Consider the following 21,890-nt stretch of genomic DNA (forward strand, 5'->3'; position numbering starts at 1 on the left):
ATAGTACAGCGCCGCGGGGACACAAATCCCCACGGCGCCCAGCGACCCAATTTGTTATCGGTTGGAGTTTCTGTTGTAGCGAGCCATAAGGTAGAGCAGCTGAATAATCGAGGTGAGCGCCGCCGCCACGTAGGTGAGCGCGGCTGCCGTCAGCACCTTCTTGGCACCGTTGACCTGCTTGGAACTCATGCCCGACTGCTCGATATACGTCACGGCACGGCGACTGGCATCGATCTCGACCGGCAGCGTAACCAGCTGGAACAGCACGCTAAACGAGAAGAAGACCAGCGCGAGGGTCGTGAGCCCCGCGATGTTCATGAACAGGCCCATGAGCAGCACGATCGTCCAGGTGTTCTGGGTAAAGTTGACGACGGGGACCAAAGCGGTGCGTACCTTCATCATGGCATAACCACTTTGACGCTGGGCGGCATGGCCCGCCTCGTGGCAGGCGACGGCAACGCTTGCGACCGACCCGCCCGAACGGTTGGCATCCGAGAGATACAGGTTGTTATCCTGCGGGTTGTAATGATCGGTAAGCTCGCCGGCAACGCCCTTTATGCCCACGGCGCTACAACCGTTGGCATCGAGCATGCGACGAGCGACCGTGGCGCCCGTATCGCCATCCGAGCGCACCTTAGACCACGTCTTGTACGTCGAGTTGATATAGCTCTGCGCGGCAAGGCCAAGCACTGTGCAGACAAGAACAACCAGCAGGTACAGCGGGTCGATGCCAAAGCCGTATCCATAGTAATAAGGCATGCGAATTCCTCCGAATCGAGTTACACCTTGGAGGCATTCTACCCACTCGACTGACCAGCAAATCAACATCGATGTTTTGGCAATGTCAGCGAAAACGGTCGAGAGCGAGCAAGGTGACGTGAAAGAGAAGCGTCGCGTACTTTGGTACGCGAGCGACGATTGAACGTCAGATTGCCGCTCTCGGCCGTTTGCAGCGTCGAGCTGTTACGCGGTTTGGTAAAACCGCGTAACTATATACCTATAGCAATTCAATTTTGCCATCTTTGACCGTCAACCCCATATTGCCCGAGAGCAAATCGTCCAGACGCGAACCCACGAGCTCAAAACGCCAACCTTCGCGCAGGGGGCTCTGCTCGGGATGCTCGATGTAGTCGGCCAGGTCATCGCGCGAGGCAATGACCGAGGTCGCCACGCCCGAGCGCTCGGAGACCAAGCGAATAAGCGCATACATAAGGTCGGTCACGCTCTCCAACTCCGGCGAAATCTGGCGATGCCCGCGCACCATGAGCGGCAGGCGATCGTGCGGGCAGCTCGCGCCGCGCTTGATGGCCATGAGCGCGCCTTCCACATCGCGCTCCCCCAGCTGGTCGGTGCCGCGGATGCTGCGGAACTCCTCGACGCGAACGGGATTGCGCTTGACGAGCGCCAGCAGCGTGTCGTCGGACATGACCCACTTGCGCGGGATGTTGTGGCGCTCGGCGCGATCCTCGCGCCAGGCGGCGAGCTCGCGCGCGATACCCAGCTGGTGACGGCTGCACGAATTGATGCGTTTGACCTTGCGGAACGCCTCGTGACGATCGGCGCGATAATGCGACTCGTCGGCCAGCGGGCGCAACTCGTCGAGCACCCAGTCCACACGGCCCAGCTCGCGCAGGCGGCTCATCATCTCGGTATAGGCAACAATCAGGTACTTGACGTCATCGATCGCGTACTCAATCTGCTTATCGGTCAGCGGGCGGCGCGACCAGTCGGTCAGCGACTCGGTCTTAGGCAACGAAACGCCGCAGAACGTCTGCACGAGCGCACCGTAGGAAATCTGCTGGCGCTCGCCCAAAAAGGCGGCGGCGACCTGCGTGTCAAAAATCGGACGCGGCAGCACGCCTACGGTATGAAGCATGACCTCCATATCCTGCGAGCAGGCGTGGAAGACCTTGGTCACGCTCTCGTCGGCCATAAGCTCGGCCAGCGGCGATAGGTCGTCGATCACCAGCGGATCGACCGCGACACTCTCGGCGGGGGTGGCAATCTGGACCAGGCACAGGCGCGGATGAAACGTGCGCTCGCGCAAAAACTCGGTGTCGACGGCGATCGCGTCGAACTCGCGGGCGCGCTGGCAAAAGTCGAGCAGAGCCTGATGTGTGGAAATGTACATATCAACCCATCGAATAAGGTTAGGCCCGAAAAACACGGGTAGGATATCGGCATTGCCCTACAACTATACTCGGTTAGTCACAGAACGGGAACGTAAGTATGCGCTGCCTTATCATCCACAACCCGGCATCGGGCCCCAGCTCAGATGAAATCTACGCATTCACGCACGCCCTTGCACAGGGCGGCGACGAGGTCGTGATGCGCTTTATCGGCGATGGCATGGAGCCCGAGGACGCCGTGGCAGACGTTCGCGAGTTCGACCGCGTGGTCGTCTCGGGCGGCGACGGCACCGTCTCCAACGTGCTCGACCAGATGCGCGGCTGCGGCGTTCCCACGCTCGTTTTCCCCTCCGGCACGGCCTGCCTATTCTTTAACAACATCGGCAATGCCCCCGAGGCAGCGGCGCTCGCCAAGGCATGCCGCGCCGGCCGCACGGTCAAAGTCGACATGGGCGAGCTCTTTTGGCTCGACGAGAACGGCAACGAAAAGCGCCATGGCTTTATCATCATCGCCGGCTCGGGCTTTGACGCTGAGATTATGATGAAGGCCGCCCCCACTAAAAACGACATCGGCGAGATCGCCTACTTCCTGTCGGCGCTCGCCACACCCAACCCCACGGTGGCGCACTTTACCATTGAGCATGACGGCATTGTCGAGGAGCTCGACGGCATCTGTTGCATGGCAGGCAACACGTCTGTCATCCAAAACGACATCAACCTGTTCCCCAACTGCCGCATGAACGACGGCATGGTCGACATCGCGGTCATCGAGCCCGTACGCACGGTACAGCTGCTTCCCACGGTAATCACCGCCGCGCTCGACCCCGCCGGCAAGGTGCTTGGCCGTCCGCAGTTCAAGATCATCCAGACCAAAGAAGCCAAGATCACCTGCACGCCGTCGCTGGGCATGCAGTTCGATGGCGAGATCATCTCCAGCAACTCGGGCGTCTTTGGTGCCCGCGCGCTTCCGCAATGCCTCGACCTCATCGTCGACGAATTCTCCCCGCTCGGAAAATAGGAGGACCCCGTGAACGACAATCCCCTGCTCGGCTTTATCGTCATTGTTCTGGCCATGCTCGTCGGCTATGCGATTAACGTGATCCACCGTCGGAAGAAGTAAAACCACATTAGTATGATATTCATCCAGCTATCGACTCTCCCGCTGTTTATGCAAATTCTAAACAGCGGGAGAGTTTTCTTTTGAGTATTGTCTGGCGCTTTATTCCACTGCAGTAAATGCAGGGTGCCTTTATTTAACTAAAGCTACAAAATGAGTATTCTTATCCGCTCATCGCATATTTTATGACGCTCATCGAGTATTTCATCGAATCTAGTGAATACTTTTTAGACTTCCGATAGGCTAATAGATGTATTTATTAGCTGAAATCCTGCACGGTTCCGCGGGGTTTCAACGGTTGGGAGGGATCATGAGGTTTACTCATCCCGTCAACACGCTCAAGAAGCTTGGCTGCGGCCTTGCATTCGGAGCTGCGGCCATTATGGCCATGCCGACCTCGGCACTCGCTTGCACCCAGATCTACATGGGCAGCAAACTCACGGCGGACGGCAACACGTACTACGGCCGCGCAGAGGACTTTAGCACACGCTATATCAAGCACTTTGGCATTGAGCCTGCGCACAAGGACGGTAGCAAGTACACCTCGCTCGAATCCGGCTTTGAGTACAAGTCCACGGGCCCCACGTATCGCTACACCTTCGTTCGCGACAACCCCTCTCAGTGGGAAGATCGCTATGACGCTTATTCCGAGGCTGGCATCAACGAGAAGGGCGTCTCCTGCTCTGCCACGCTGAGCACCTCCTACAACGAGAAGGCCGAGGAGGCCGACCCCCTCACCGAGGAGACCGGCATCGGTGAATACAACTACGCCAGCGTCATCCTGGGCGAGAGCGCCACGGCCCGCGAGGGCGTCGAGCTCCTCGGAAGTCTGGTCGACGAGCAGGGCATCTGCACCAACGACCAGATCATCATCGCCGACAACAACGAGACCTGGCTGTTCGCCGGACTTTCTGGCCATCAGTGGATTGCCATGAAGCTCACCGACGACATCGCCTCGGTCAACCCCAACATCGGCAACCTTAACTACAAGGTTAACCTCGACGACACCGAGAACTGCCTCCACTCCAAGGACATTCAGACCATGCCCGAAGAAAAGGGCTTTGCCAAGTACTTCGATGACGGCCAGTTCGACGTTGCCCAGACCTACGGTGAGGAAATTAGCGAGCAGGCCATGCATTCTTGGTCGCGCTATATCCAGGGCCGCGATTACTTCATGGCTCCGCTTGCCGAGGGCACCGACTACGAGATCGTTAAGGACGAGCGCGAAGATGCTCGCGCCACGACCGGCGCCCTGGTCCACGAGATGCAGCCGCTGTTCTTCCAGCCCGGCAAGTCCGACTGGAACACCTTTGAGATGATCCGCAGCTTTGCTACTCGTGGCGAGAATGTCGCCGGCCTCAACGCCAACACCGACGGCGCCTATGCCATTGGTTCCAACCGCAACACCGAGATCCACACCTTCCAGATCCGTCAGGGCATGGACCCCGAGATCGCGACCATTCAGTGGGAGATGCTCTCCAACGCCGAATTCTCCGTCGCCATCCCCTTCTACTCCGCACTGCTCACCGAGGTCAGCCCCTACTTCAGCGATCAGGATGTCTCCTTTGATCACTGCGAAGAGGAAGACGTCGTGAACAACGAGGAGCCCAAGAACTCCATCAACTACGTCCTCATGGACATCAACACACTCGCCTATGAGAACCGCGACCACTGCGCCACCGGCGTCCGCGCCTATCTCGACGCCCTGCAGAAGGAACTCATCGAGCAGAACCTGACCGTCGACGATGCCATGCAGGCCACCGAGGACACCGAGGCCCGCACCGCCCTGGCCAACAAGGCCGGCAAGGCTGCCACCAAGAACACCTACCTCAAGTGCAAGGCTATGCTCGAGGAGATGCGTGACTACCTCAAGGAGGAGGATTTCTCCGAGGAGTTCGTCCCGAGTGACTACGATGCCGACAACGACTGCCTGGTCGAGTCCATCACCTACGCCGACGAGGCCCTCTCCGATGAGGATGTAGCCGAGCCCGAGGTCAAAGAGGCAGAGGCCACCGAGGAGAAGTCCGAGGGCAACAACATGGCTGCCATGGCCGTTGGCGCCGTCGTCATCATCGGCGTCTGCGCCTACGTGATCTATCGTCGCAAGAAGGCCTAAGGCCCTCATGTCCTAGCTGAGCGGGCAAGGCAGCGATGGCAGCCTCGTTCGCTCAGCCCGCTCTTTTGACCGGTGGGAAACCCGCCTGAAATCTTTTTAAAAAAGATTTCCCCGCACACACTTCGCTGTGCTATAGTGCAGCGCAACAGCAACAAGGTACGACCGCGCCACGGCATCACGAAAGGAGCCACCAACATGAAGAACACGATGAACTCTCTCAACAACTGGTGGTGGCGTGATGCGAATTCGATCGGTCGACAGTGAGTCCCTCACGCCTGTTTTTGCGCTCTAGGTGATTGGAAGGCCTCCGGTTTCGACCGGGGGCCTTTTTCTATCTCGAGCCCGATCGCATTCGCATCACGCGCCTCCGCTTTTCTCTTGCACTCCCATTCCGAAAGGATTTTCACCATGTCTCAGAACACCACCGCCGCCCAGCCCCGCACCGTCCAGACCGCCGACCGCGGCAAGCTCGATGTCCGCGCCCTCGTCCTGCTCGCCATCCTGCTCGCCGCCGGCTTCATCCTCAACTTCACCGTCGGCAAGGCAATCTCGGGCATCTCGGGCGGCATGATCAGCCCCGAGTTCATCATCTCGGCCTTCTGCCTCACCATCCTGGTCGTTCGCCCCAACATCGGCCAGGCGCTCGTCATTGGCCTCATCTCGGCTGCCGTGATCCAGATCACCACCACCTCGCCGTTCGTCGATTTTGCCGCCGAGGGCATCGCCGCCATGCTCATGGCCGTCATCGTCAACGCTGCTGCCAAGGACGGACAGGTCAAGTCTGCCGTCGCCATCGTCGCAACGTTCGTGACCACCTTTGTCTCGGGCGTCATCTTCATGGTCATCAAGATGGCCATGCTCGGCGTGGTGGGCGAGCTCGCCGCCGCTATGCTGCCCGTCGTCGCCATGACCGCCGTCTTTAACGCCATTCTGGTCGGTGCCCTCTACTTGCCCATCCAGAAGGCCCTTAGGCTCCATTAACCCGCTCGGCTTTACGAGCCACCCCATCTTGGCGTTCATTCGTCGCTCGCGTACCCAAGTACGCTGCGCTCCTCTTTCGCGCCAACCTGGGGCCCCTCGTAAAGCCGTCTCCGCACTCCACCAACAAAGACTGTCCCAAACAACTAGCTCTTGGGGACGTTCTTAAACGACTAGTCATGTAAGAACGTCCCCAATGACTATGAAAGGTATCCATGGAAACGATCATCAACGTCGACGATGTCTCGTTCTCCTATGGCACGCAGACCGAGCAGGCGCTTAGCCACATCTCGCTCAGCGTGAACAAGGGAGATTTCATCGGCATCATCGGGCCCTCGGGCGCCGGCAAGTCCACGCTTGCCGCCTGCCTGTCAGGCGCCGTGCCCCACCACTACACCGGCGCGTTCTTTGGGTCCGTCATGGTTGACGGCCATGCCACCTGCGAGGTCTCGCTGACCGACGTGTCACAGATCGTCGGCAGCGTGCTGCAGGATATCGACACGCAGATGGTCGCCTCGGTCGTCGAGGACGAGATGCTCTTTGGACTCGAGAACTTTGGCGTTCCCCACGACCTGATCGAGCAGCGCGTGAGCGAAACGCTCGAGACCGTCGGCATCAGCGACCTGCGCGACCGCGAGATCGCAACCCTCTCGGGCGGACAGAAGCAAAAGGTAGCCATCGCCGCCATCCTCGCCATGCGTCCGCGCGTCTTGGTTCTCGACGAGCCCACCGCGGCACTCGACCCCGCCAGCTCCACATTGGTCTTCGAGACGCTGCGTGAGGCAAACCGCGTACTTGGAATCACCATCGTCGTCGTTGAGCAAAAGGTCGCTCTGCTCTCGGAGTACTGCAACCGCGTGTTCGTGCTCAACCATGGCGAAATTGCGCTGCAGGGCGAGCCACACGAGGTCTTCGCGCATACCGACGAGCTCCGTGCCATCGGCGTCGACTGCCCTCGCGTCACGCGTATCTTCAATAGCCTCGAGGCCGATGGCCTGGTAAGCGGTACCCCCTGCTTGGATGTCGATGAGGCTGAGCGCCTGATTTCGGGCATCGTCGACCCCGCACACGCGGCCATCGAAGCCCAGGCGCCCACCGGTTCCCCGCACGCACCGTCGTTGCGCCCGCACGCCAAGGACGCCGAGCCCGTGCTCACCTTCGATCATGTTGAGTTTGCCTATCCCAATGGCGGCGCCGCCGTCCACGACCTCAACCTGACCCTCTATCCCGGCGAGCTCGTGGGCATCGTCGGCCAGAACGGTGCCGGCAAGACCACGCTCACCAAGCTGCTCACAGGCCTGCTTAAGCCCGCCTCGGGCAGCGTGCGCGTCACGGGACTGGATACCGCAGCCGTTCCCACGAGCCGTATCGCCCGCGAAGTTGCAACCCTCTTCCAAAACCCTGACCGTCAGATCTGCAAGGACACTGTGCTCGACGAGGTCGCCTTTGGCTTGGAGCTTGGCGGCATGGACCGCGCCGAGGCTCTGCGTCGTGCTCAACTCGTCATCGACCGCTTTGGCCTGCCTGCCGATGAGGCGCCTTTCTCGCTTTCGCGCGGTCAGCGCCAGATGGTGGCACTCGCCTCTGTCGTGGTCGTAGAGCCCAAGATCGTCGTGCTCGACGAGCCCACGAGCGGCCTTGATTACCGCGAGTGCATGACCGTCATGGAAACGGTGCGCACCATGGCCGAGCGCGGTTGCGCCGTTATCATGGTCTGCCACGATATGGAAGTCGTTTCGGATTTTGCCGAGCGCATCGTGGTGATGGCAAACGGCCGCATCCTCGACCGCGGCCGCACGCACGAGCTATTCTCGAACATCGATCTCATGCGGCGTGTCTACGTGGAGCCTCCCCAGGTTATTGAACTCTCGCGCCGTCTGGCATCTTCCGTCTCGCCCGCTTTTGCGCAGGTGAGCGAGGTCACCGATGTCGTTCGAATTACCAAGGAGATGGTCCACCGTGGTTAACGTCATCGACTACATGCCGGGCGATACGCTGCTGCATCGCCTGAACCCCGTTGTCAAGCTGGGCCTCGCCGCCGCCATCATCGTCGGCATCTTCTTATCCGACACCTATGTGGCGCTGCTGGGCTTTTTGGCACTCACCCTTGCTCTGGGTGCCTATGCCGGCGTCGTCAACCGTCTGTTCTCGCTACTCAAGTTGCTGATTCCGCTCGCGCTTATCATGCTGGTGCTCCAGCTGGCCTTTATGCGCGATGGCAACGTGGTGTGGGGCCTTATCACCGACACGGGCCTCATCACAGGATCGAAGGCCTGTCTGCGCCTGCTGGGCGTGGCGTTACCACTCATCCTCATGCTCATGGTGACCAAGCTCAACGACCTTGCCAACGCCTGCGTCGAGGTGCTGCACGTGCCGTATCGCTATGCCTTCACCTTTACCACGGCGCTGCGCTTTGTGCCGGTGTTTGGTCAGGAGATGAACGCCATCATGGAGGCGCAGACCGCACGCGGCGTCGAGTACGACACCAAGAACCCCATCAAGAAGCTTAAGCTCATGCTGCCACTGTGCGTGCCACTGCTCATCTCGAGCGTGGGCAAAACCGATGCCACGGCCTTGGCGGCAGAACAGCGCGGCTTCTATCTGCGTACGCGCGCCAGCTCGTACAAGCGCTACCCCATCAAGGGCCTGGACATCGCCGTGCTCATCGCCAGCATCGCCCTCATCGCCATCGGCTTCCTGTTCTAGTTCACCACTGACAGCAACCGCCCAACGCAAAAGGCCTCGGCTCGCACCAAACGAGCCGAGGCCTTTACTGTTTCAACAGATAAAACCTACCAAAATAAACCTGTCCCTTTTTGGCAGGTCGGAAGCTACAGGCGATAGAGTGCGCCGCTGCGGATGATGGATTCGCGCACCAACACGTCCATGGCGTCGAGGGTGATCTCGGGCATCTCGCGATACTTTTGCAGCACCGAGAGCTCCGTGCAAGCCAAAATGACACGGTCGCAGCCACTGCGGGCGAACTCCCACATCACGCGATCGAACTTATCCATATCGGGCTCACGTCCGGCCTTCACATCATCGTAGATAAGCGACATCACATCGTTCTGACGTTTCTCGCTGGGATAGACAACCTCAACACCCGCAGCCTTACATTCGCGGCCGTAGACGCCCGCGCCCACGGTGCCATCGGTTCCCATAATGCCAATCTTGTGCACCGGCTCGGCCGGCATACTCAGGTTGGGATCGAACTCGCACTCCCCCATCACCGCACCGGCCAGAGCATAGCGCACCGACTCGCGCGGCATGTGAATGATCGGCACCCTGGTAAACGACTGGATCTGGTCGTAGAAGTAGTGTGACGTGTTGCAGGGAATGGCAATGTGCGCACAGCCCAGCGACTCGAGTGCCTGGGCACACTCTTTCATGGTCGCCAACAGCTTGGCATGCTCGCCGGTCTTAATGGCCAGCGTGCGGTCGGGCATGGTCGACTTGGAGAGCACCACCATGTCGATATGTTCTTGATCGCAGGCAGCAGCCGTATGACGCACCACCTGGTCGTAGTAATACGACGTGGCCTCGGCGCCCATGCCGCCGATAACTCCCAGCTTTTCCATCGCCGCCTCCTTGGTGACGCTTGCGCAATTGCGCGTATCATACCCGCGCCCGCCCGATGTAAACCGGACGGGCGCCGCACTCATCTACTTGTAATACGTCTTGAACAGCTTAAAGTGGCGCAGCTTGGTGTGCCACATGCGCAGCCAGCGGTTAAAGACAAAGTCGCCCTTCATAAACGAAGGGTCGGCGCCCTTGCCTTCCTTGTCCAGGCGATGCACCTTCGCGCGCAACTCGGGATCCTTGACGTACTTGTCGACGACGCCCATGGGAACGACCATCCACAGGGCCTCGTCCTGCGCCGTCACAAACTCCGGCTCAAACGGGCGGTTGAACACATACTCGTCCACCACATACTTGGCAACGTTAAAGCCGCTGTTGGTGACGTAGTAGTTGCTGCGACCCTGGCGCGTGTTGAAATCGAAGAACTTAAACGAGCCGTCGCGCTCGTCGTACTTAACGTCAAAGTTGGAATAGCCCACAAAGTGAAGGTCCTCGAGCAACTTGCGCACGCCACCCATAAGCTCGTCATTGGGCTCGGTGATGATGCAGGCGTGATTACCGACGCCATGGGGCTGATGCTCCTCGAGCAGCACGTGGCCCAGGCACATCATGCGGACCTTGCCGTTGCGGTCGGAATAGCTGGTGAGCACGCGCATGTACTCGTCGTTGCCGGGCACGCGATCCTGCAAGATCAGGTCGTCGGTGTAGCCGCTGGCATACGAGTCGCGAATGACCTGTTCCAGCTCAGCACGGTCGGCAATCTCATAGGCCTTTTTCTGGCCCTCGAACTCGTGCTGCCACCACATGATGCCGTCGGAAGGCTTCAGGATCATCGGGTAAGGAAAATCGATCTGGTCGAGCACTTCGGCAGGTGCCTCGCCTTGGGCATTCAGCATCGCCATGGTGAAGGTAAAGGTATGCGGATAGGGCACGCCATGCTTCTCGCACAGCTCGTAGAAGATCTCCTTCTTCTGACACTGCTCAAGCATGCTATAGGGAGCGTAAGGCGCGACGATGTTATCCGCCAACTCATGGGCATCCTTGGCCTGAGCCACGAGGGCAACATAGTTATCTCCACAGCCCACAAGGACAATCGTCTTATCGGCATGCGCTTGGGCAATGCCGTTGACGGTCCTGAGCATCACGGGCATGGTATCGATATCCACGTTGGGCGTGTAGTCGATAATCTGACTGCGGTACGCGGGACCCGTCTGATACTTGCCAAAGACCAGACTCTTGACCTGGTACTCCTCGTAGAAGGCGCGCGCCACCGAATAGGCGTTGATGTCGCCACCGAGCAGCACGGGGATAAACTCACGCTCTGTAAACTGCAATGCCATGGATACTTCCTATCATCAACTGCCCATACGCTGAGCGGTCTTTATGCAACCTGTTTATTCTAACGTGTCGGGCCGTCTCCTCCTAAAGCTCCACCGTATCTATGGCAATCAACGCAATTATCTAGTATGAAAGCCACGCTCACCGCGATAGGGCCCTGTAGTTGCAAAACCCCACGTTAAGAGAGCTTTCACAGCCCAAAACTCGCCCACAAACAGGTCCTCGTAACGTTAAAGTTGAACTCTATGGTTTCTCAACAATTCGATATAACTGCAGGTCAAAGCCAAAGCCTCAAGTTCAACTTGACCCTTTAGAACCTTTAAGGTTCAAGTTGAGGTCGAAAGCAGTAGTAGAATACCTTTCGAACCATAACCTACGATTGATTGCAGAGGGACTGGATGCAGCATTCGAACCATCGCACCGCAGCGCTCATCGCGTCGAAGCCGGCTCGTATCATCACGAGCGCCGCGCTCGCCGTTGCACTGACGGCCTCGCCGATGCTCTCCCCCGTCGCGGCATATGCCGCCTCGCAGGCAACGCAGGATCAGCTATCCGCCGCCCAGCAGAAAATCGAAGCCGCCACGAGCGCCTACAACGAGGCCCGCACCAAGCTCGAGGATCTGCAGAAGCAAATCGACACCAACGAGGCAAGCATCGAGGAGATCGAAGCCGAGCTTCCCGATCAGCAGGCCAAGGCAAGCTCCGCCATGCGCGACCTGTACAAGTACCAGAAGGGCACCAACCCCATCGTGAGCTTCCTGGTCAACGCGCAGAGCCTGGGCGAGTTCATCACGACCTGCAAGTACACCAACCAGATCACGAGCTCGAGCGTCGATGAGATCGATGAGCTCAACAAGATGCAGACCGAGCTCGAGCAGAACAAGACTGAGCTCGAGCAGGCCAAGTCCCAGCTCGAGGCCGAGCAGAAAACCGCCGAGGATGCACTGGCGCAGGCCCAGCAGCTTCGCAGCGAAGCCCAGGCAAAGGCCGAGCAGGAGAACGCCGCCGAGCTGGCCAAGCTCGAGGCCGACAAGGCTGCTGCCGCCGAGAAGCTCGCGGGCACTGGCGTGAGCGGCAACAACTCCAACAGCCAGGCAAATAACTCCAACACCACCATCGATACCACGGTGAACAACCCCAATACCGGCAACTCCGATTACGACTCGTTTATCAACGAGTGGACCAGCCGTATCGACAACTACCTCGCCGGCTCCCCCCTGGCAGGCCAGGGCTACAACTTTGCCGTGGCCGCCTGGAACACCGGTGTTGACCCTCGCTGGTCCCCCGCCATCGCCTGCATCGAGAGCAGCAAGGGCCTCTATTGCGCTAATTCCTACAACGCCTGGGGCTGGAGCGCCGTTGGCGGCGGTTGGCGCAGCTTTGGCAGCTGGGGCGAGGGCATCTCAGCCCACGTTGCCTATCTTGGTCGCAACTACGGCTCCACGCTTACCCCGGATGCCGCCAAAAAGTACTGCCCGCCCACGTGGCAGGACTGGTACAACAAGGTTGCCGGCCAGATGAACCGCATCTAGCTATAGCTGCAAAGGGCCCCAATCGGGGCCCTTTTTCTTTGAGCAGTACGCCACATTAGGTAACAATGCCAGTCGCATTGCCGGTGACAATAACCACGATCATTATGGCGACTATAATCCCCAACGCTTTGAGCCACAGGGTGACAAACCCACGACCCCGATAGCGATCGAGCACGGGAAAGCGACGCCGAAGCCTGCGGCGGTCGAGCATGCCAAACGCAATGAGCACCACCACGCCATCGACCATAAGAAAATACTCAAGGGCCAAAAACCACGTTGGATAGCTACGGTTGGCTCCCGTGGGCTGGAACACGGCAAAATGGCTTCCGACGAGCAGCAGCAAGGTTGCTGCATAGATAAAGCCGTTCCATATACGCCCGATGAGCTCCGGGATCCGCGAAAGCAGGCCCTTGTGGCAAGGGGCCACCGTCGAGACATCTTGGGACTGTCGCGCGGTGGATGCCGCCGTTTGCGGAGCAGTCTGCGTCGCTGAAGGCTCCGTCTCGCCAATCGAGCCAGGCCCAGGCAGGCACAGCTCATATGCCGCGCGCGCAGCGTGCCCGAGCGCCTCCGCGCTTGCAAAGCGCTTGGCCGGATCGAGCGCCATCGCCATGCAGACAACATCGGCAAGCGGGACGGGGACGTCGAGGGCCTCGCATTGCTCGCGCATGCCTTGCCCGGGCTTGGGATCGACCCCCGTCAAGCAAAAGAACAGGAGTGCGCCGAGCGCATAGACATCGCTGCGCACGCTCGTCTGCCCAAAACCATACTGCTCGGGTGGCGCATAGGGTCGCGTTCCAAACTTCACCGTGTCGGCATCGGCTCCGTCACGCCATACCCGCGCAATCCCCAAATCGATAATCACCAGCGACGTAAAGGTCATACCGGCATCTGCCGAATACCTCACGCCCGACACGATAATATTCGAAGGCTTCAGATCGCGATGAATCACTGGCACCGAATGTTCTCCGGCTGCCGCAAAACCGGCGTGGAGCTCAGCGGCTGCATCGCAAAGAGCGCCAAACAGCTCGCAAGCATAACCGGGTGTCGTACCCAGACGCCTCACCAGAGCCTCGAGTGTCTCGCCTTCGATATATTCCATGACCACGCAAAGCTCGTCGCCCACGCGGCGGCAATCGACAATCCGGGGCAAGTGCTCATAGCGTCGTCCGGCGCGCTGGGCCGCAAACAGACGCTCATATACCCCGCCAATCTGGACCGACGCGTCGATACGCTTGCGAACAAAAGGCCCAAGCGACCCGCCACCGGAGCCCTCAAAGTACACGAGCTCAGTCGTCTCAACATCCGAACGCTTGAGTACACGGTCTACGCGATAGCTATCATCGCGCTCGAGTGACGCCAGGTGGCCGGCGAGCGCGGCGGTCAGCTCATCATCGGAATATGTTGGGCTCTGAGTATCCATAGCGTCCATAATAACGCAGGGCACGGGCGCCCCATGACGCCCATGCCCTGCATGTTTGAAATATCGTGAGGTGCTCTTCCGCCGGCAGACAGCCGCTAGCTCACCGTCTCCTCGCCAAAGCGGTATAGCTCCTCGTTTACCTTTTGCAAGCTGCAGCCGCGATCGATGCAGAAAATGATGATCGCATCACGGCGGTCCTTGCAGTTGAGGACGTTGGCGCCCGCCGCCGTCAAGGCGCGGTTGGCCTCTTTGAGCGTCAGCGCCATGGCAAAGGCAATCTGCAGCACCTTATTGCGACTCGGATGCCGCGTGCCGGTAAAAATCTGATAGCCAAACGTCTCGTTGAGGTCGGCCATACGGACCACGCGCGAACGCTCCAGTCCCTTTTCCTGCAGCAGCTGCTTTAGGTAATCAGAAAGCGATGGGGCGGCAAAGTCGTGTTCCCTTATGTAGCCATCGATACTTGGCGCATCGAGAAGCTCGTCGAGCAGCTCCTCGGTCAGTTTTTTATCGGGCACGCGGCTTCGCCTCCCCAGCTCGCACAGTAATCATGTTATTAATTCTAGTTAAAAGCCGCTCACATCAGAACGCTCCCAGCTGGCAACCTGGTCGGGAGATACCGTACTCAACGCTTCGAACTTCCAGGTGCCGCCCGCTTTTAGATGGTTAGTGTTCGCAAGAGCCGTTCCCACCTGATTGCCGTCCGCGTCATACAGAACATACTCAATCTGAATGTAGCTTTGCTCTTTATCCGTATTATTGGTCAACGTGCCGGTGATCTTATATGCGAACTGATTAGACGTATCCCCTGCCTCATCCGAAACCGTATAGGGCTCTTGTGCCTCTTTTTGTTCCTCGACCTGCTGGGTCTGCTCAGCAGATTTTGCCGCATCACCCGTAGAAGAACCAGACGAGTTGCCACCCATAGAACCTACGGCCCCGACAACAACGAGCACCACGATGACGCCCAAAATGATCTTGCCGATCGGTTTCTTTCCCTCTTTTGCCATTATGCATCCTTCCAACTATCCGGCCACCGTGCCGGCACACAGCACATCGTAGAAAGGATTGAACTTGGATTCATTAGCTGAGAGCTAAGGCTGCGGTAAACGGCCAATGCAGTTATCCAAACGCCGAGCAAACGCACTTTACGCGACCGTCTGCTGGCAGTGCATCAACCCACCGTGACGGATTCCCCGGTAAAGGTGCTCACAACCAACAGGATAAAGAAGGCCAAATAGCTGATGCTCAGCAGGTAGGCGATGACCAAAAAGGCAATCCATTCTACATTGGTCTTACCGTCGGCGCGGCGCTGTTCACGACTGCGATAAAGCCAAATCGTCACGCCGATGGCAGTGATAAACAGTACGAGTGCCGCCGCAGCCAGCCCAGCAAGCACAAACATCACGCCAATGCTCACAGCGATGACCGGAAGCAGCAGCAAACCGCACCCGCATCCACCCGGACTATATACGGCAGACTGTCGGCGTCGCCTCATCGTCACTCCATCACAAGCAGTCGTTTGTAGACATTGAGGCCTTTGAGCAGGATTTCCTCGTCAAAGAGCATGGTATCGGTATGCAGAGCGCTCATCGCATAGGCTGGGCAGCCATCAGCATCGATCGGGTTTTCTTGTCCCTCTGGCACGCCCGTGCCCAGCAAGAAGAACACGCCCGGCAGATGGCGCTGATAGAACGCGAAATCCTCGGCGATTAGCAGCGGCTCGTCCACGAGTTGCAGCTCGGGCAAAGCAGGTGCGACGCTGGCAAACAGCTCGGGGTCGTTGTCGACCGGCGGATACCCTTCAGCAAAGTCGAGATCGTACGTACAGCCCGTAGCGGCGCACGCCTCATCGAGCACGCGGCGCACGCCCTCTCGCGCACGGTCGAACATATTGTCCGTAAACACGCGCAGGCTGCCGGCCACGTGGGCCTCCCCCGCCACGGCGTTGCAGACGGTGCCGGCCTGCAGCAGGCCAAACTTACCGATACAGGGTCCATCGGCGCCCAGCTCGTCCATCAGCTCGCGCGCGGCGACCAAGAACTTGGCAGCTGCCAGCGCCGCATCGCGCGATTCCTCAACCGGGACCCCATAGGTCTTGGCGATATGGATGCTCGTCCCGTGAATGTGCACATGCGTCTCGCTCGAACGTGCCAGCAGCGGACCGGGGCAGCTCGCCAGCGTACCGGCGGGAAGGTCGGGCCACACGTGAAAGCCAAAGATGCGGTCGGCACCGTAGCGCTCGAAGACGCCGCTCTCGCACACATTCTTGGCACCACCGGTTGTCTCCTCGGCCGGCTGCAACACAAAGAGCACGTTACGTTTAATGGTGCCCGGCTGCTCGCGAATCGTACGGTCGACATACGTCGCGGCGGCAAGCGCCGTGGCCATGTGCCCGTCGTGCCCGCAAGCGTGCATCTTACCGGGATGAGACGAGGCGAAGGCCGCGCCCGTCGCCTCGGCAATGGGCAGCGCATCCATATCCGCGCGAATCGCCGTGGCATGCGTGGCACCAACGCCAGCGTCAAAGAAAGCGCAGACGCAGCTGGGGCACGGATGGGTCAGCTCGCAGTCGAGCGGCGCCAGCACGCCCTCGATATAAGCGATCGTCTGCGGAAGATCGAAATCGAGCTCCGGAATCCTGTGCAAGTCGCGCCGATAGCGACGGAGTTCTTGGAGCTCGGTCATAGAGAATCCCTTCGTAAGGCACATCTGTTGCAACTTATTGTGATACAGGATTGTGGCACACATGTTTCCAGCATATCCCTGCATTTTTTAAACGTTATATACGAATACTCTTGTTTGGTAAAGTGCAACGTGGTAGGGTCTTTACCACTTGATAGAGGCGCGGGCACGAAGATCCGCGGGCGAGCCGGCAGGCTTTGACCCCGTGGGGAGGCGAAACCCGCCGAACTGGGTTTTTCGGGCACGAACAGCCTGGTGGGCCTGCGGGAAACACCCGCAGGACTGTCTGCAGCAATGCGGGAGCGCTATCCGGACATTGGGTCCACGCTATGCGGATTCGATGCGCAGGTAGCGCCGTCTGGATAGCGAGGTTTACGGGACATGTCATTGACTCCCAACGAGGCATATGTGGCAAAGAAGCCGTTTGTGGACAAGGAAACGCTCGAGCATATCGTTGAGCAGTTCCCCACGCCGTTTCATCTATACGACGAGGCGGGCATCCGCCGCAACATGCAAGAAGTGCGCGACGCCTTTGCATGGAACCCGGGCTTTAAGGAATACTTTGCCGTCAAGGCCAACCCTAACCCGGCACTTATCTCCATCCTCAACGAATACGGCTGCGGCTGCGATTGCTCGAGCTATACCGAGCTCATGATCGCCCGCTCACTGGGCATCACCGGCCACGACATCATGTTCTCGTCCAACGACACGCCGGCGGCCGACTTTGAGCTCGCCGACAAGCTGGGTGCCATCGTCAACTTTGACGACATCAGCCACATCGAGTTCTTTGAGCACGTTGCGGGGCCAATCCCCAAGACGGTCAGCTGCCGCTTTAATCCGGGCGGTCTGTTCCAGCTCTCCAACGGCATCATGGACAACCCGGGCGACTCCAAATATGGCATGACCACCGAGCAGCTCTTCGAGGCCTTCCGCATGCTCAAGGCCAAGGGCGCCGAGGACTTTGGTATCCACGCATTCCTTGCCAGCAACACCGTCACCAACGACTACTACCCCAAGCTCGCGCGCATCCTCTTTGAGCTTGCCGTACGCCTGGAGCGCGAGACCGGCGCACACGTCGCCTTCATTAATCTATCTGGTGGCGTCGGCATCCCCTACCTGCCCGAGCAGCAGGCCAACGACATCCACGCCATCGGTGAAGGGGTACACACGGCCTACGACGAGATTCTGGTTCCCGCCGGCATGGGCGATGTGGCGATCTGTACCGAGATGGGCCGCTTTATGATGGGCCCCTATGGGTGCCTGGTCACCAAGGCCATCCACGAGAAGCAAATCTACAAGGACTATATCGGCGTGGACGCCAGTGCCGTCGACCTCATTCGTCCCGCCATGTATGGCGCTTACCACCACATCACGGTGATGGGCCAGCCGGGTGGCGACGACAAGACCACAACGCCCGTTACGGACACCTACGACATCACGGGCAATCTGTGCGAGAACAATGACAAGTTCGCCATCGACCGCGAGCTGCCGCATATCGACATGGGCGACCTGCTCGTGATTCACGACACCGGCGCGCATGGCTACTCCATGGGCTACAACTACAACGGCCGTCTGCGCTCCGCCGAGGTCCTGCTGCGCCCCGATGGCTCGGCAGACCTCATCCGCCGCGCCGAGCGCCCGGGCGATTACTTTGCCACGCTCGACGTGCTGCCGTGCGGCCGCGAGCTGCTGGCCAAATCGCGCGCCGATGCCGCCCGCCGTCGCGCTCAGGACGAGCGCCTAGCAGTCGCCGCCCAATGGAACAAACGCGTCCAGATCGCGGAAGCGAAGGAGAAGAACATGGATATCCGCAATCTCGAGGGCTCAATCGTCGCCCTTGTCACGCCGTTTAAAAAGGACGGCAGTGTCGACTTTGACGCGCTTGAGCGCCTTATCGATTTCCACCTGCAAAATGGCACTGACGCCATCCTCACCCTGGGCACCACCGGAGAGAGTGCCACGATGACCGACGACGAGGACAACTCCGTTGTCGCCGCAGTGGTCAAGCAGGTTGCGGGCCGCGTCCCCGTTATTGCCGGCTCGGGCTCTAACTCCACGCAAACCATGCTCACTAAGTCGCTCACTTACCAGGGCTTGGGTGCCGATGGTCTGCTGCTCATTACCCCCTACTACAACAAGTCTAACGAAGAGGGTATCTACCAGCACTTTAAGACCGTGGCCGACGCCGTGGACATCCCCTGCATTCTGTACAACATCCCAGGCCGCTGTGGCTGCGGTATCAGCGAGCGCAACGTAGAGCGCTTGGCCGCGCACCCCAACATCATGGGCATCAAGGAGGCCTCGGGCAACGTCGCCTACGCGGCCAAGATCGCCCACCTGCTGTCCGATGACTTCCGCATGTACTCGGGCGAGGATGCACTCACCGTGCCGCTCATGAGCCTAGGCGCTTCGGGTACCATCAGCGTGTGGGCCGACGTACAGCCGCAGCTCGTGCACGACATGTGCCGCGCCTATCTGGACGGCGACGTAGCGCGCGCCCGCGATATCCAGATTGCCGGCCAGCCGCTCATCAACGCCCTCTTTAGCGAGGTCAACCCCATCCCCGTTAAGGAAGCGCTCGCCCAGATGGGCATGATCGAGGCAAACTACCGTATGCCGCTATGCCCCATGGCAGACGACACGCGAGCCGCACTTACCGATACTCTGAAGGGAGCTGGTCTGCTTGATTAAGACCGTCATTATGGGAACGGGCCGCATGGGCTCGCTCATCCGCACTACCGCCGAAGGAATTGTCGACGCCGCCGGGCAGCCCGCTTTTGATATCGTGGCCCAGATTGGCTTCGATTTGAGCGAGCTCGAGAACGCACCGGCTGCCGATGTGGTTATCGACTTCTCGAACGTCGTGACCTTCGACGCCGTCGTCGCTTATGTCGAGCGCACGGGCACGGCGTTGGTCTCGGGCACCACAGGCTACACTCCCGAGCAGATGGACCGCCTGCGTGAGCTGGGCCAGAACGCCCGCGTTATGCACTCGGGCAATTACTCCATCGGCATCGCTGCCCTGCGTCATCTAGTGGCCCAGGCCACGCGTGAGCTGCCCGGCTTTGACTGCGAGATTGTCGAGACGCACCACAACCAAAAGGTTGACGCCCCCAGCGGCACCGCCAAGCTGCTGCTCGACGCCGTAGTCGAGGCCGAGCCCGAGGCAGGCTACCACCCCGTCTACGGACGCGAGGGCATGTGCGGCGCGCGCGACCCCAAGGAAATCGGTATGCACTCGTTGCGCGGCGGCACCGTCGCCGGCGTGCACGAGGTGAGCTTCTTTGGCCAGGACGAGGAGGTCACGCTCACGCACCGTGCCACGAGCCGCCAGATCTTCGTCAACGGCGCCCTGGCCGCCGCCCAGAAGCTCGTCACCCGCGAGCCCGGCTTCTACACGTTCGACCAGATCATGTTTGCCTAACCAGGTATCAACCGGATCCACCCAAAGGAGAGACAGCATATGAGCAACGCAGCCGAGATGGATGCACAGGAGATTATCAACTACATCGCCACCGCGCCCAAGAAGACGCCCGTCAAACTGTACGTGCGCGAAAAGCCCGGCATGGAGGTTGCCTGGGGCGACGCGCATGTCTACGGCGGCCGTCGCGGCAAGACCGTCTTTGGCGACTGGGACGAGCTCAAGGCAATCCTCGACGCCAACGCCGACTCCATCGACTACTACGACGTAGAGAACGACTGCCGCAACTCCGCCGTGCCCATGCTCGACCTTAAGGGCATCAACGCCCGCATCGAGCCGGGCGCGATCATCCGTGACCGCGTCGAGATCGGCGATCGCGCCGTCATCATGATGGGCGCCATCATCAACATCGGCTCCGTCATTGGCGAGGGCTCCATGATCGACATGGGCGCCGTGCTGGGCGGCCGCGCCACCGTGGGCAAGAACTGCCACATCGGCGCTGGAACCGTGTTGGCAGGCGTCGTTGAACCCGCAAGCGCCACGCCCGTCATCATCGAAGACGACGTCATGATCGGCGCCAACGCCGTGGTCCTGGAGGGCGTGCGCGTGGGCAAGGGCGCCGTCGTGGCCGCCGGTGCCGTATGCGTCGAGGACGTCCCCGCCGGTGCCGTCGTGGCCGGTGTCCCCGCCCGCGTCATCAAGATGCGCGACGAGAAGACCGACAGCAAGACCGGCCTCGAGGAAGGCCTGCGCCAGCTTTAAAAGTTACGCGGTTTTGACAAACCGCGTTTTCGCTGACGTATGCTCAACCTGCGGCGCAGTGTCAGCAACCAAGCCGAAAACAAAAAAGGCCGAAGCACCATCGGGGCTTCGGCCTTCATCATCTCAGAGTTCCGTCGTATTCAACCATGGCAGACTGCTTCAACAGACGCGCCGTGGCCGTCTTATAGACCTCGGAACGGTCACGCCGCCCAATTGCTACAATCTCGGCAATCTCAACTGTTCCGTCCTCTCGAATTCGAAAAATCATTCGGAGTCCCGCGTTTCGCCATTTGATCTTCTTGCAGCCGGCAAGCTCACCGTGAAGCGGCGTTCCGATTTCATCGGCGCGCGTCTTTAATTTTTCTATTGCAATGCGCACGAGTCTTCGCTGAGAACCATCAAGCTTTTGATATTCCTTCTCGACATCTCGATTCAAAAAGCCGATGACAAAATGCCCGCTCATTCGAAAAGGTCCTCGTCGGAAATCGCGTCGGGATCCATTGACTCAAACTCTGCGAGCTCATCAGGAGTTAAGGCGTCCTCAAACGGAATAAACTCGTGCGGACCGTTCTTGATTCGGTCCGCCGCGATGCGATCAATCTCAAGTTCGCGCAGGTACTGCAGCGCACCGTACATTTCCTCATAGGCGGCATAATCGACAATCACGGTATCGATATCGTTATGGTCTGCAATGAATTGCGGGGCACGCTTGGCGCGCTTGCGTATGGCGGATAAAGACTTGCTTGCTTCGGTAGCAGAAACAACCTGGTCTTTCGTAAACACCGGTTTTTCCAGAACAAGTGGGGACAT

The 21,890-nt window shown here is 59.4% G+C and carries 20 protein-coding genes and 1 riboswitch; of the genes, 9 read left to right on the forward strand and 11 right to left on the reverse strand.

The genetic code is table 11. The annotated features are described in order from the left end of the window. Positions 1 to 54: 54 nt before the first annotated feature. Together DXD94_RS07920 and rnd are read right to left on the reverse strand one after the other, a co-directional pair. Positions 55 to 759: a zinc metallopeptidase gene (locus DXD94_RS07920; RefSeq protein WP_117763748.1), complete on the reverse strand. Its 705-nt coding sequence runs from the start codon at positions 757 to 759 to the stop codon at positions 55 to 57. Between the two features lie 238 nt (positions 760 to 997). After that, a complete protein-coding gene (gene rnd / locus DXD94_RS07925; RefSeq protein WP_117763749.1) occupies positions 998 to 2,131 on the reverse strand; it encodes a ribonuclease D in 1,134 nt (377 codons plus the stop codon). A gap of 98 nt (positions 2,132 to 2,229) precedes the next feature. Here rnd and DXD94_RS07930 point away from each other — a divergent pair, with 98 nt between their 5' ends. From DXD94_RS07930 to DXD94_RS07950, 5 genes are all read left to right on the forward strand, one after another. After that, on the forward strand, positions 2,230 to 3,147 hold the full coding sequence (locus DXD94_RS07930) for a diacylglycerol kinase family protein (RefSeq protein WP_117735253.1): 918 nt from the start codon (positions 2,230 to 2,232) through the stop codon (positions 3,145 to 3,147). Positions 3,148 to 3,556: 409 nt separating this feature from the next. Next, positions 3,557 to 5,362 (forward strand): C69 family dipeptidase, encoded by a 1,806-nt coding sequence (locus DXD94_RS07935; protein WP_158564812.1) that lies wholly within the window; start codon positions 3,557 to 3,559, stop codon positions 5,360 to 5,362. Between the two features lie 408 nt (positions 5,363 to 5,770). Continuing rightward, positions 5,771 to 6,343 carry a hypothetical protein gene (locus tag DXD94_RS07940; RefSeq protein WP_117743483.1) on the forward strand — a complete coding sequence of 191 codons (573 nt, stop codon included), beginning with the start codon at positions 5,771 to 5,773 and terminating at the stop codon, positions 6,341 to 6,343. Positions 6,344 to 6,555: 212 nt separating this feature from the next. Beyond that, complete coding sequence (locus DXD94_RS07945) at positions 6,556 to 8,307, forward strand: ABC transporter ATP-binding protein (protein WP_117763751.1); 1,752 nt, start codon at positions 6,556 to 6,558, stop codon at positions 8,305 to 8,307. Beyond that, the gene (locus DXD94_RS07950) at positions 8,300 to 9,046 is read left to right on the forward strand and encodes an energy-coupling factor transporter transmembrane protein EcfT (RefSeq protein WP_117763752.1); all 747 of its coding nucleotides are present in this window, start codon (positions 8,300 to 8,302) and stop codon (positions 9,044 to 9,046) included. The genes DXD94_RS07945 and DXD94_RS07950 overlap by 8 nt, the downstream gene beginning before the upstream one ends. A 125-nt stretch (positions 9,047 to 9,171) precedes the next feature. On the opposite strand, the gene DXD94_RS07955 is transcribed toward DXD94_RS07950, so the two are convergent. Together DXD94_RS07955 and DXD94_RS07960 are read right to left on the reverse strand one after the other, a co-directional pair. After that, positions 9,172 to 9,918, reverse strand: a complete 747-nt coding sequence (locus DXD94_RS07955) for an aspartate/glutamate racemase family protein (protein ID WP_233540350.1) — start codon at positions 9,916 to 9,918, stop codon at positions 9,172 to 9,174. A gap of 84 nt (positions 9,919 to 10,002) precedes the next feature. Beyond that, on the reverse strand, positions 10,003 to 11,259 hold the full coding sequence (locus DXD94_RS07960) for an ATP-grasp domain-containing protein (protein WP_099431498.1): 1,257 nt from the start codon (positions 11,257 to 11,259) through the stop codon (positions 10,003 to 10,005). Between the two features lie 396 nt (positions 11,260 to 11,655). On the opposite strand from DXD94_RS07960, the gene DXD94_RS07965 reads away from it, so the two are divergent. Continuing rightward, the gene (locus DXD94_RS07965; protein WP_117763754.1) at positions 11,656 to 12,789 is read left to right on the forward strand and encodes a glucosaminidase domain-containing protein; all 1,134 of its coding nucleotides are present in this window, start codon (positions 11,656 to 11,658) and stop codon (positions 12,787 to 12,789) included. A gap of 55 nt (positions 12,790 to 12,844) precedes the next feature. Here DXD94_RS07965 and DXD94_RS07970 read toward each other — a convergent pair whose 3' ends face one another. From DXD94_RS07970 to DXD94_RS07990, 5 genes are all read right to left on the reverse strand, one after another. Continuing rightward, positions 12,845 to 14,236, reverse strand: a complete 1,392-nt coding sequence (locus DXD94_RS07970) for a protein kinase (RefSeq protein ID WP_117763755.1) — start codon at positions 14,234 to 14,236, stop codon at positions 12,845 to 12,847. Between the two features lie 71 nt (positions 14,237 to 14,307). After that, on the reverse strand, positions 14,308 to 14,730 hold the full coding sequence (locus DXD94_RS07975; protein ID WP_117735261.1) for an XRE family transcriptional regulator: 423 nt from the start codon (positions 14,728 to 14,730) through the stop codon (positions 14,308 to 14,310). Between the two features lie 48 nt (positions 14,731 to 14,778). After that, entirely contained in the window at positions 14,779 to 15,222 is a 444-nt protein-coding gene (locus tag DXD94_RS07980; RefSeq protein ID WP_117735262.1) for an FxLYD domain-containing protein, read from the reverse strand. A 164-nt stretch (positions 15,223 to 15,386) separates the two neighbouring features. Beyond that, on the reverse strand, positions 15,387 to 15,710 hold the full coding sequence (locus tag DXD94_RS07985; protein ID WP_147347140.1) for a hypothetical protein: 324 nt from the start codon (positions 15,708 to 15,710) through the stop codon (positions 15,387 to 15,389). Between the two features lie 2 nt (positions 15,711 to 15,712). Beyond that, positions 15,713 to 16,900 carry an amidohydrolase gene (locus tag DXD94_RS07990; RefSeq protein WP_233540351.1) on the reverse strand — a complete coding sequence of 396 codons (1,188 nt, stop codon included), beginning with the start codon at positions 16,898 to 16,900 and terminating at the stop codon, positions 15,713 to 15,715. Positions 16,901 to 17,044: 144 nt separating this feature from the next. After that, positions 17,045 to 17,213, forward strand: a riboswitch (Lysine riboswitch). Positions 17,214 to 17,278: 65 nt separating this feature from the next. On the opposite strand from DXD94_RS07990, the gene dapA reads away from it, so the two are divergent. Genes dapA through dapD form a run of 3 tightly spaced genes read left to right on the forward strand, consistent with a single transcriptional unit; the run spans position 17,279 to position 21,080 of the window. Beyond that, entirely contained in the window at positions 17,279 to 19,588 is a 2,310-nt protein-coding gene (gene dapA, locus DXD94_RS09885; RefSeq protein ID WP_147336100.1) for a 4-hydroxy-tetrahydrodipicolinate synthase, read from the forward strand. Further along, the gene (gene dapB, locus DXD94_RS08000) at positions 19,581 to 20,321 is read left to right on the forward strand and encodes a 4-hydroxy-tetrahydrodipicolinate reductase (protein WP_199568423.1); all 741 of its coding nucleotides are present in this window, start codon (positions 19,581 to 19,583) and stop codon (positions 20,319 to 20,321) included. Before dapA ends, dapB begins: the two co-directional genes overlap by 8 nt. A gap of 39 nt (positions 20,322 to 20,360) precedes the next feature. Beyond that, positions 20,361 to 21,080 carry a 2,3,4,5-tetrahydropyridine-2,6-dicarboxylate N-acetyltransferase gene (gene dapD, locus DXD94_RS08005; protein ID WP_117763758.1) on the forward strand — a complete coding sequence of 240 codons (720 nt, stop codon included), beginning with the start codon at positions 20,361 to 20,363 and terminating at the stop codon, positions 21,078 to 21,080. A gap of 118 nt (positions 21,081 to 21,198) precedes the next feature. On the opposite strand, the gene DXD94_RS08010 is transcribed toward dapD, so the two are convergent. Together DXD94_RS08010 and DXD94_RS08015 are read right to left on the reverse strand one after the other, a co-directional pair. Beyond that, positions 21,199 to 21,543 (reverse strand): type II toxin-antitoxin system RelE/ParE family toxin, encoded by a 345-nt coding sequence (locus DXD94_RS08010; RefSeq protein WP_117735266.1) that lies wholly within the window; start codon positions 21,541 to 21,543, stop codon positions 21,199 to 21,201. After that, positions 21,540 to 21,863, reverse strand: a complete 324-nt coding sequence (locus DXD94_RS08015; protein WP_158557580.1) for a hypothetical protein — start codon at positions 21,861 to 21,863, stop codon at positions 21,540 to 21,542. Before DXD94_RS08015 ends, DXD94_RS08010 begins: the two co-directional genes overlap by 4 nt. Positions 21,864 to 21,890 lie beyond the last annotated feature (27 nt).

Source organism: Collinsella sp. TM10-22 (assembly GCF_003466125.1).
GTDB lineage: Bacteria > Actinomycetota > Coriobacteriia > Coriobacteriales > Coriobacteriaceae > Collinsella.

Bases quoted from the DNA above. Each gene is read 5' to 3' on its own strand.
- DXD94_RS07965 (WP_117763754.1), top strand. From the start codon at position 11,656: ATGCAGCATTCGAACCATCGCACCGCAGCGCTCATCGCGTCGAAGCCG.
- DXD94_RS07960 (WP_099431498.1), bottom strand. From the start codon at position 11,259: ATGGCATTGCAGTTTACAGAGCGTGAGTTTATCCCCGTGCTGCTCGGT.
- rnd (WP_117763749.1), bottom strand. From the start codon at position 2,131: ATGTACATTTCCACACATCAGGCTCTGCTCGACTTTTGCCAGCGCGCC.
- dapA (WP_147336100.1), top strand. From the start codon at position 17,279: ATGTCATTGACTCCCAACGAGGCATATGTGGCAAAGAAGCCGTTTGTG.
- DXD94_RS07940 (WP_117743483.1), top strand. From the start codon at position 5,771: ATGTCTCAGAACACCACCGCCGCCCAGCCCCGCACCGTCCAGACCGCC.
- DXD94_RS07945 (WP_117763751.1), top strand. From the start codon at position 6,556: ATGGAAACGATCATCAACGTCGACGATGTCTCGTTCTCCTATGGCACG.
- DXD94_RS07955 (WP_233540350.1), bottom strand. From the start codon at position 9,918: ATGGAAAAGCTGGGAGTTATCGGCGGCATGGGCGCCGAGGCCACGTCG.
- DXD94_RS07985 (WP_147347140.1), bottom strand. From the start codon at position 15,710: ATGAGGCGACGCCGACAGTCTGCCGTATATAGTCCGGGTGGATGCGGG.
- DXD94_RS07930 (WP_117735253.1), top strand. From the start codon at position 2,230: ATGCGCTGCCTTATCATCCACAACCCGGCATCGGGCCCCAGCTCAGAT.
- DXD94_RS07920 (WP_117763748.1), bottom strand. From the start codon at position 759: ATGCCTTATTACTATGGATACGGCTTTGGCATCGACCCGCTGTACCTG.
- dapD (WP_117763758.1), top strand. From the start codon at position 20,361: ATGAGCAACGCAGCCGAGATGGATGCACAGGAGATTATCAACTACATC.
- DXD94_RS07980 (WP_117735262.1), bottom strand. From the start codon at position 15,222: ATGGCAAAAGAGGGAAAGAAACCGATCGGCAAGATCATTTTGGGCGTC.
- DXD94_RS07990 (WP_233540351.1), bottom strand. From the start codon at position 16,900: ATGACCGAGCTCCAAGAACTCCGTCGCTATCGGCGCGACTTGCACAGG.
- DXD94_RS07935 (WP_158564812.1), top strand. From the start codon at position 3,557: ATGAGGTTTACTCATCCCGTCAACACGCTCAAGAAGCTTGGCTGCGGC.
- DXD94_RS08010 (WP_117735266.1), bottom strand. From the start codon at position 21,543: ATGAGCGGGCATTTTGTCATCGGCTTTTTGAATCGAGATGTCGAGAAG.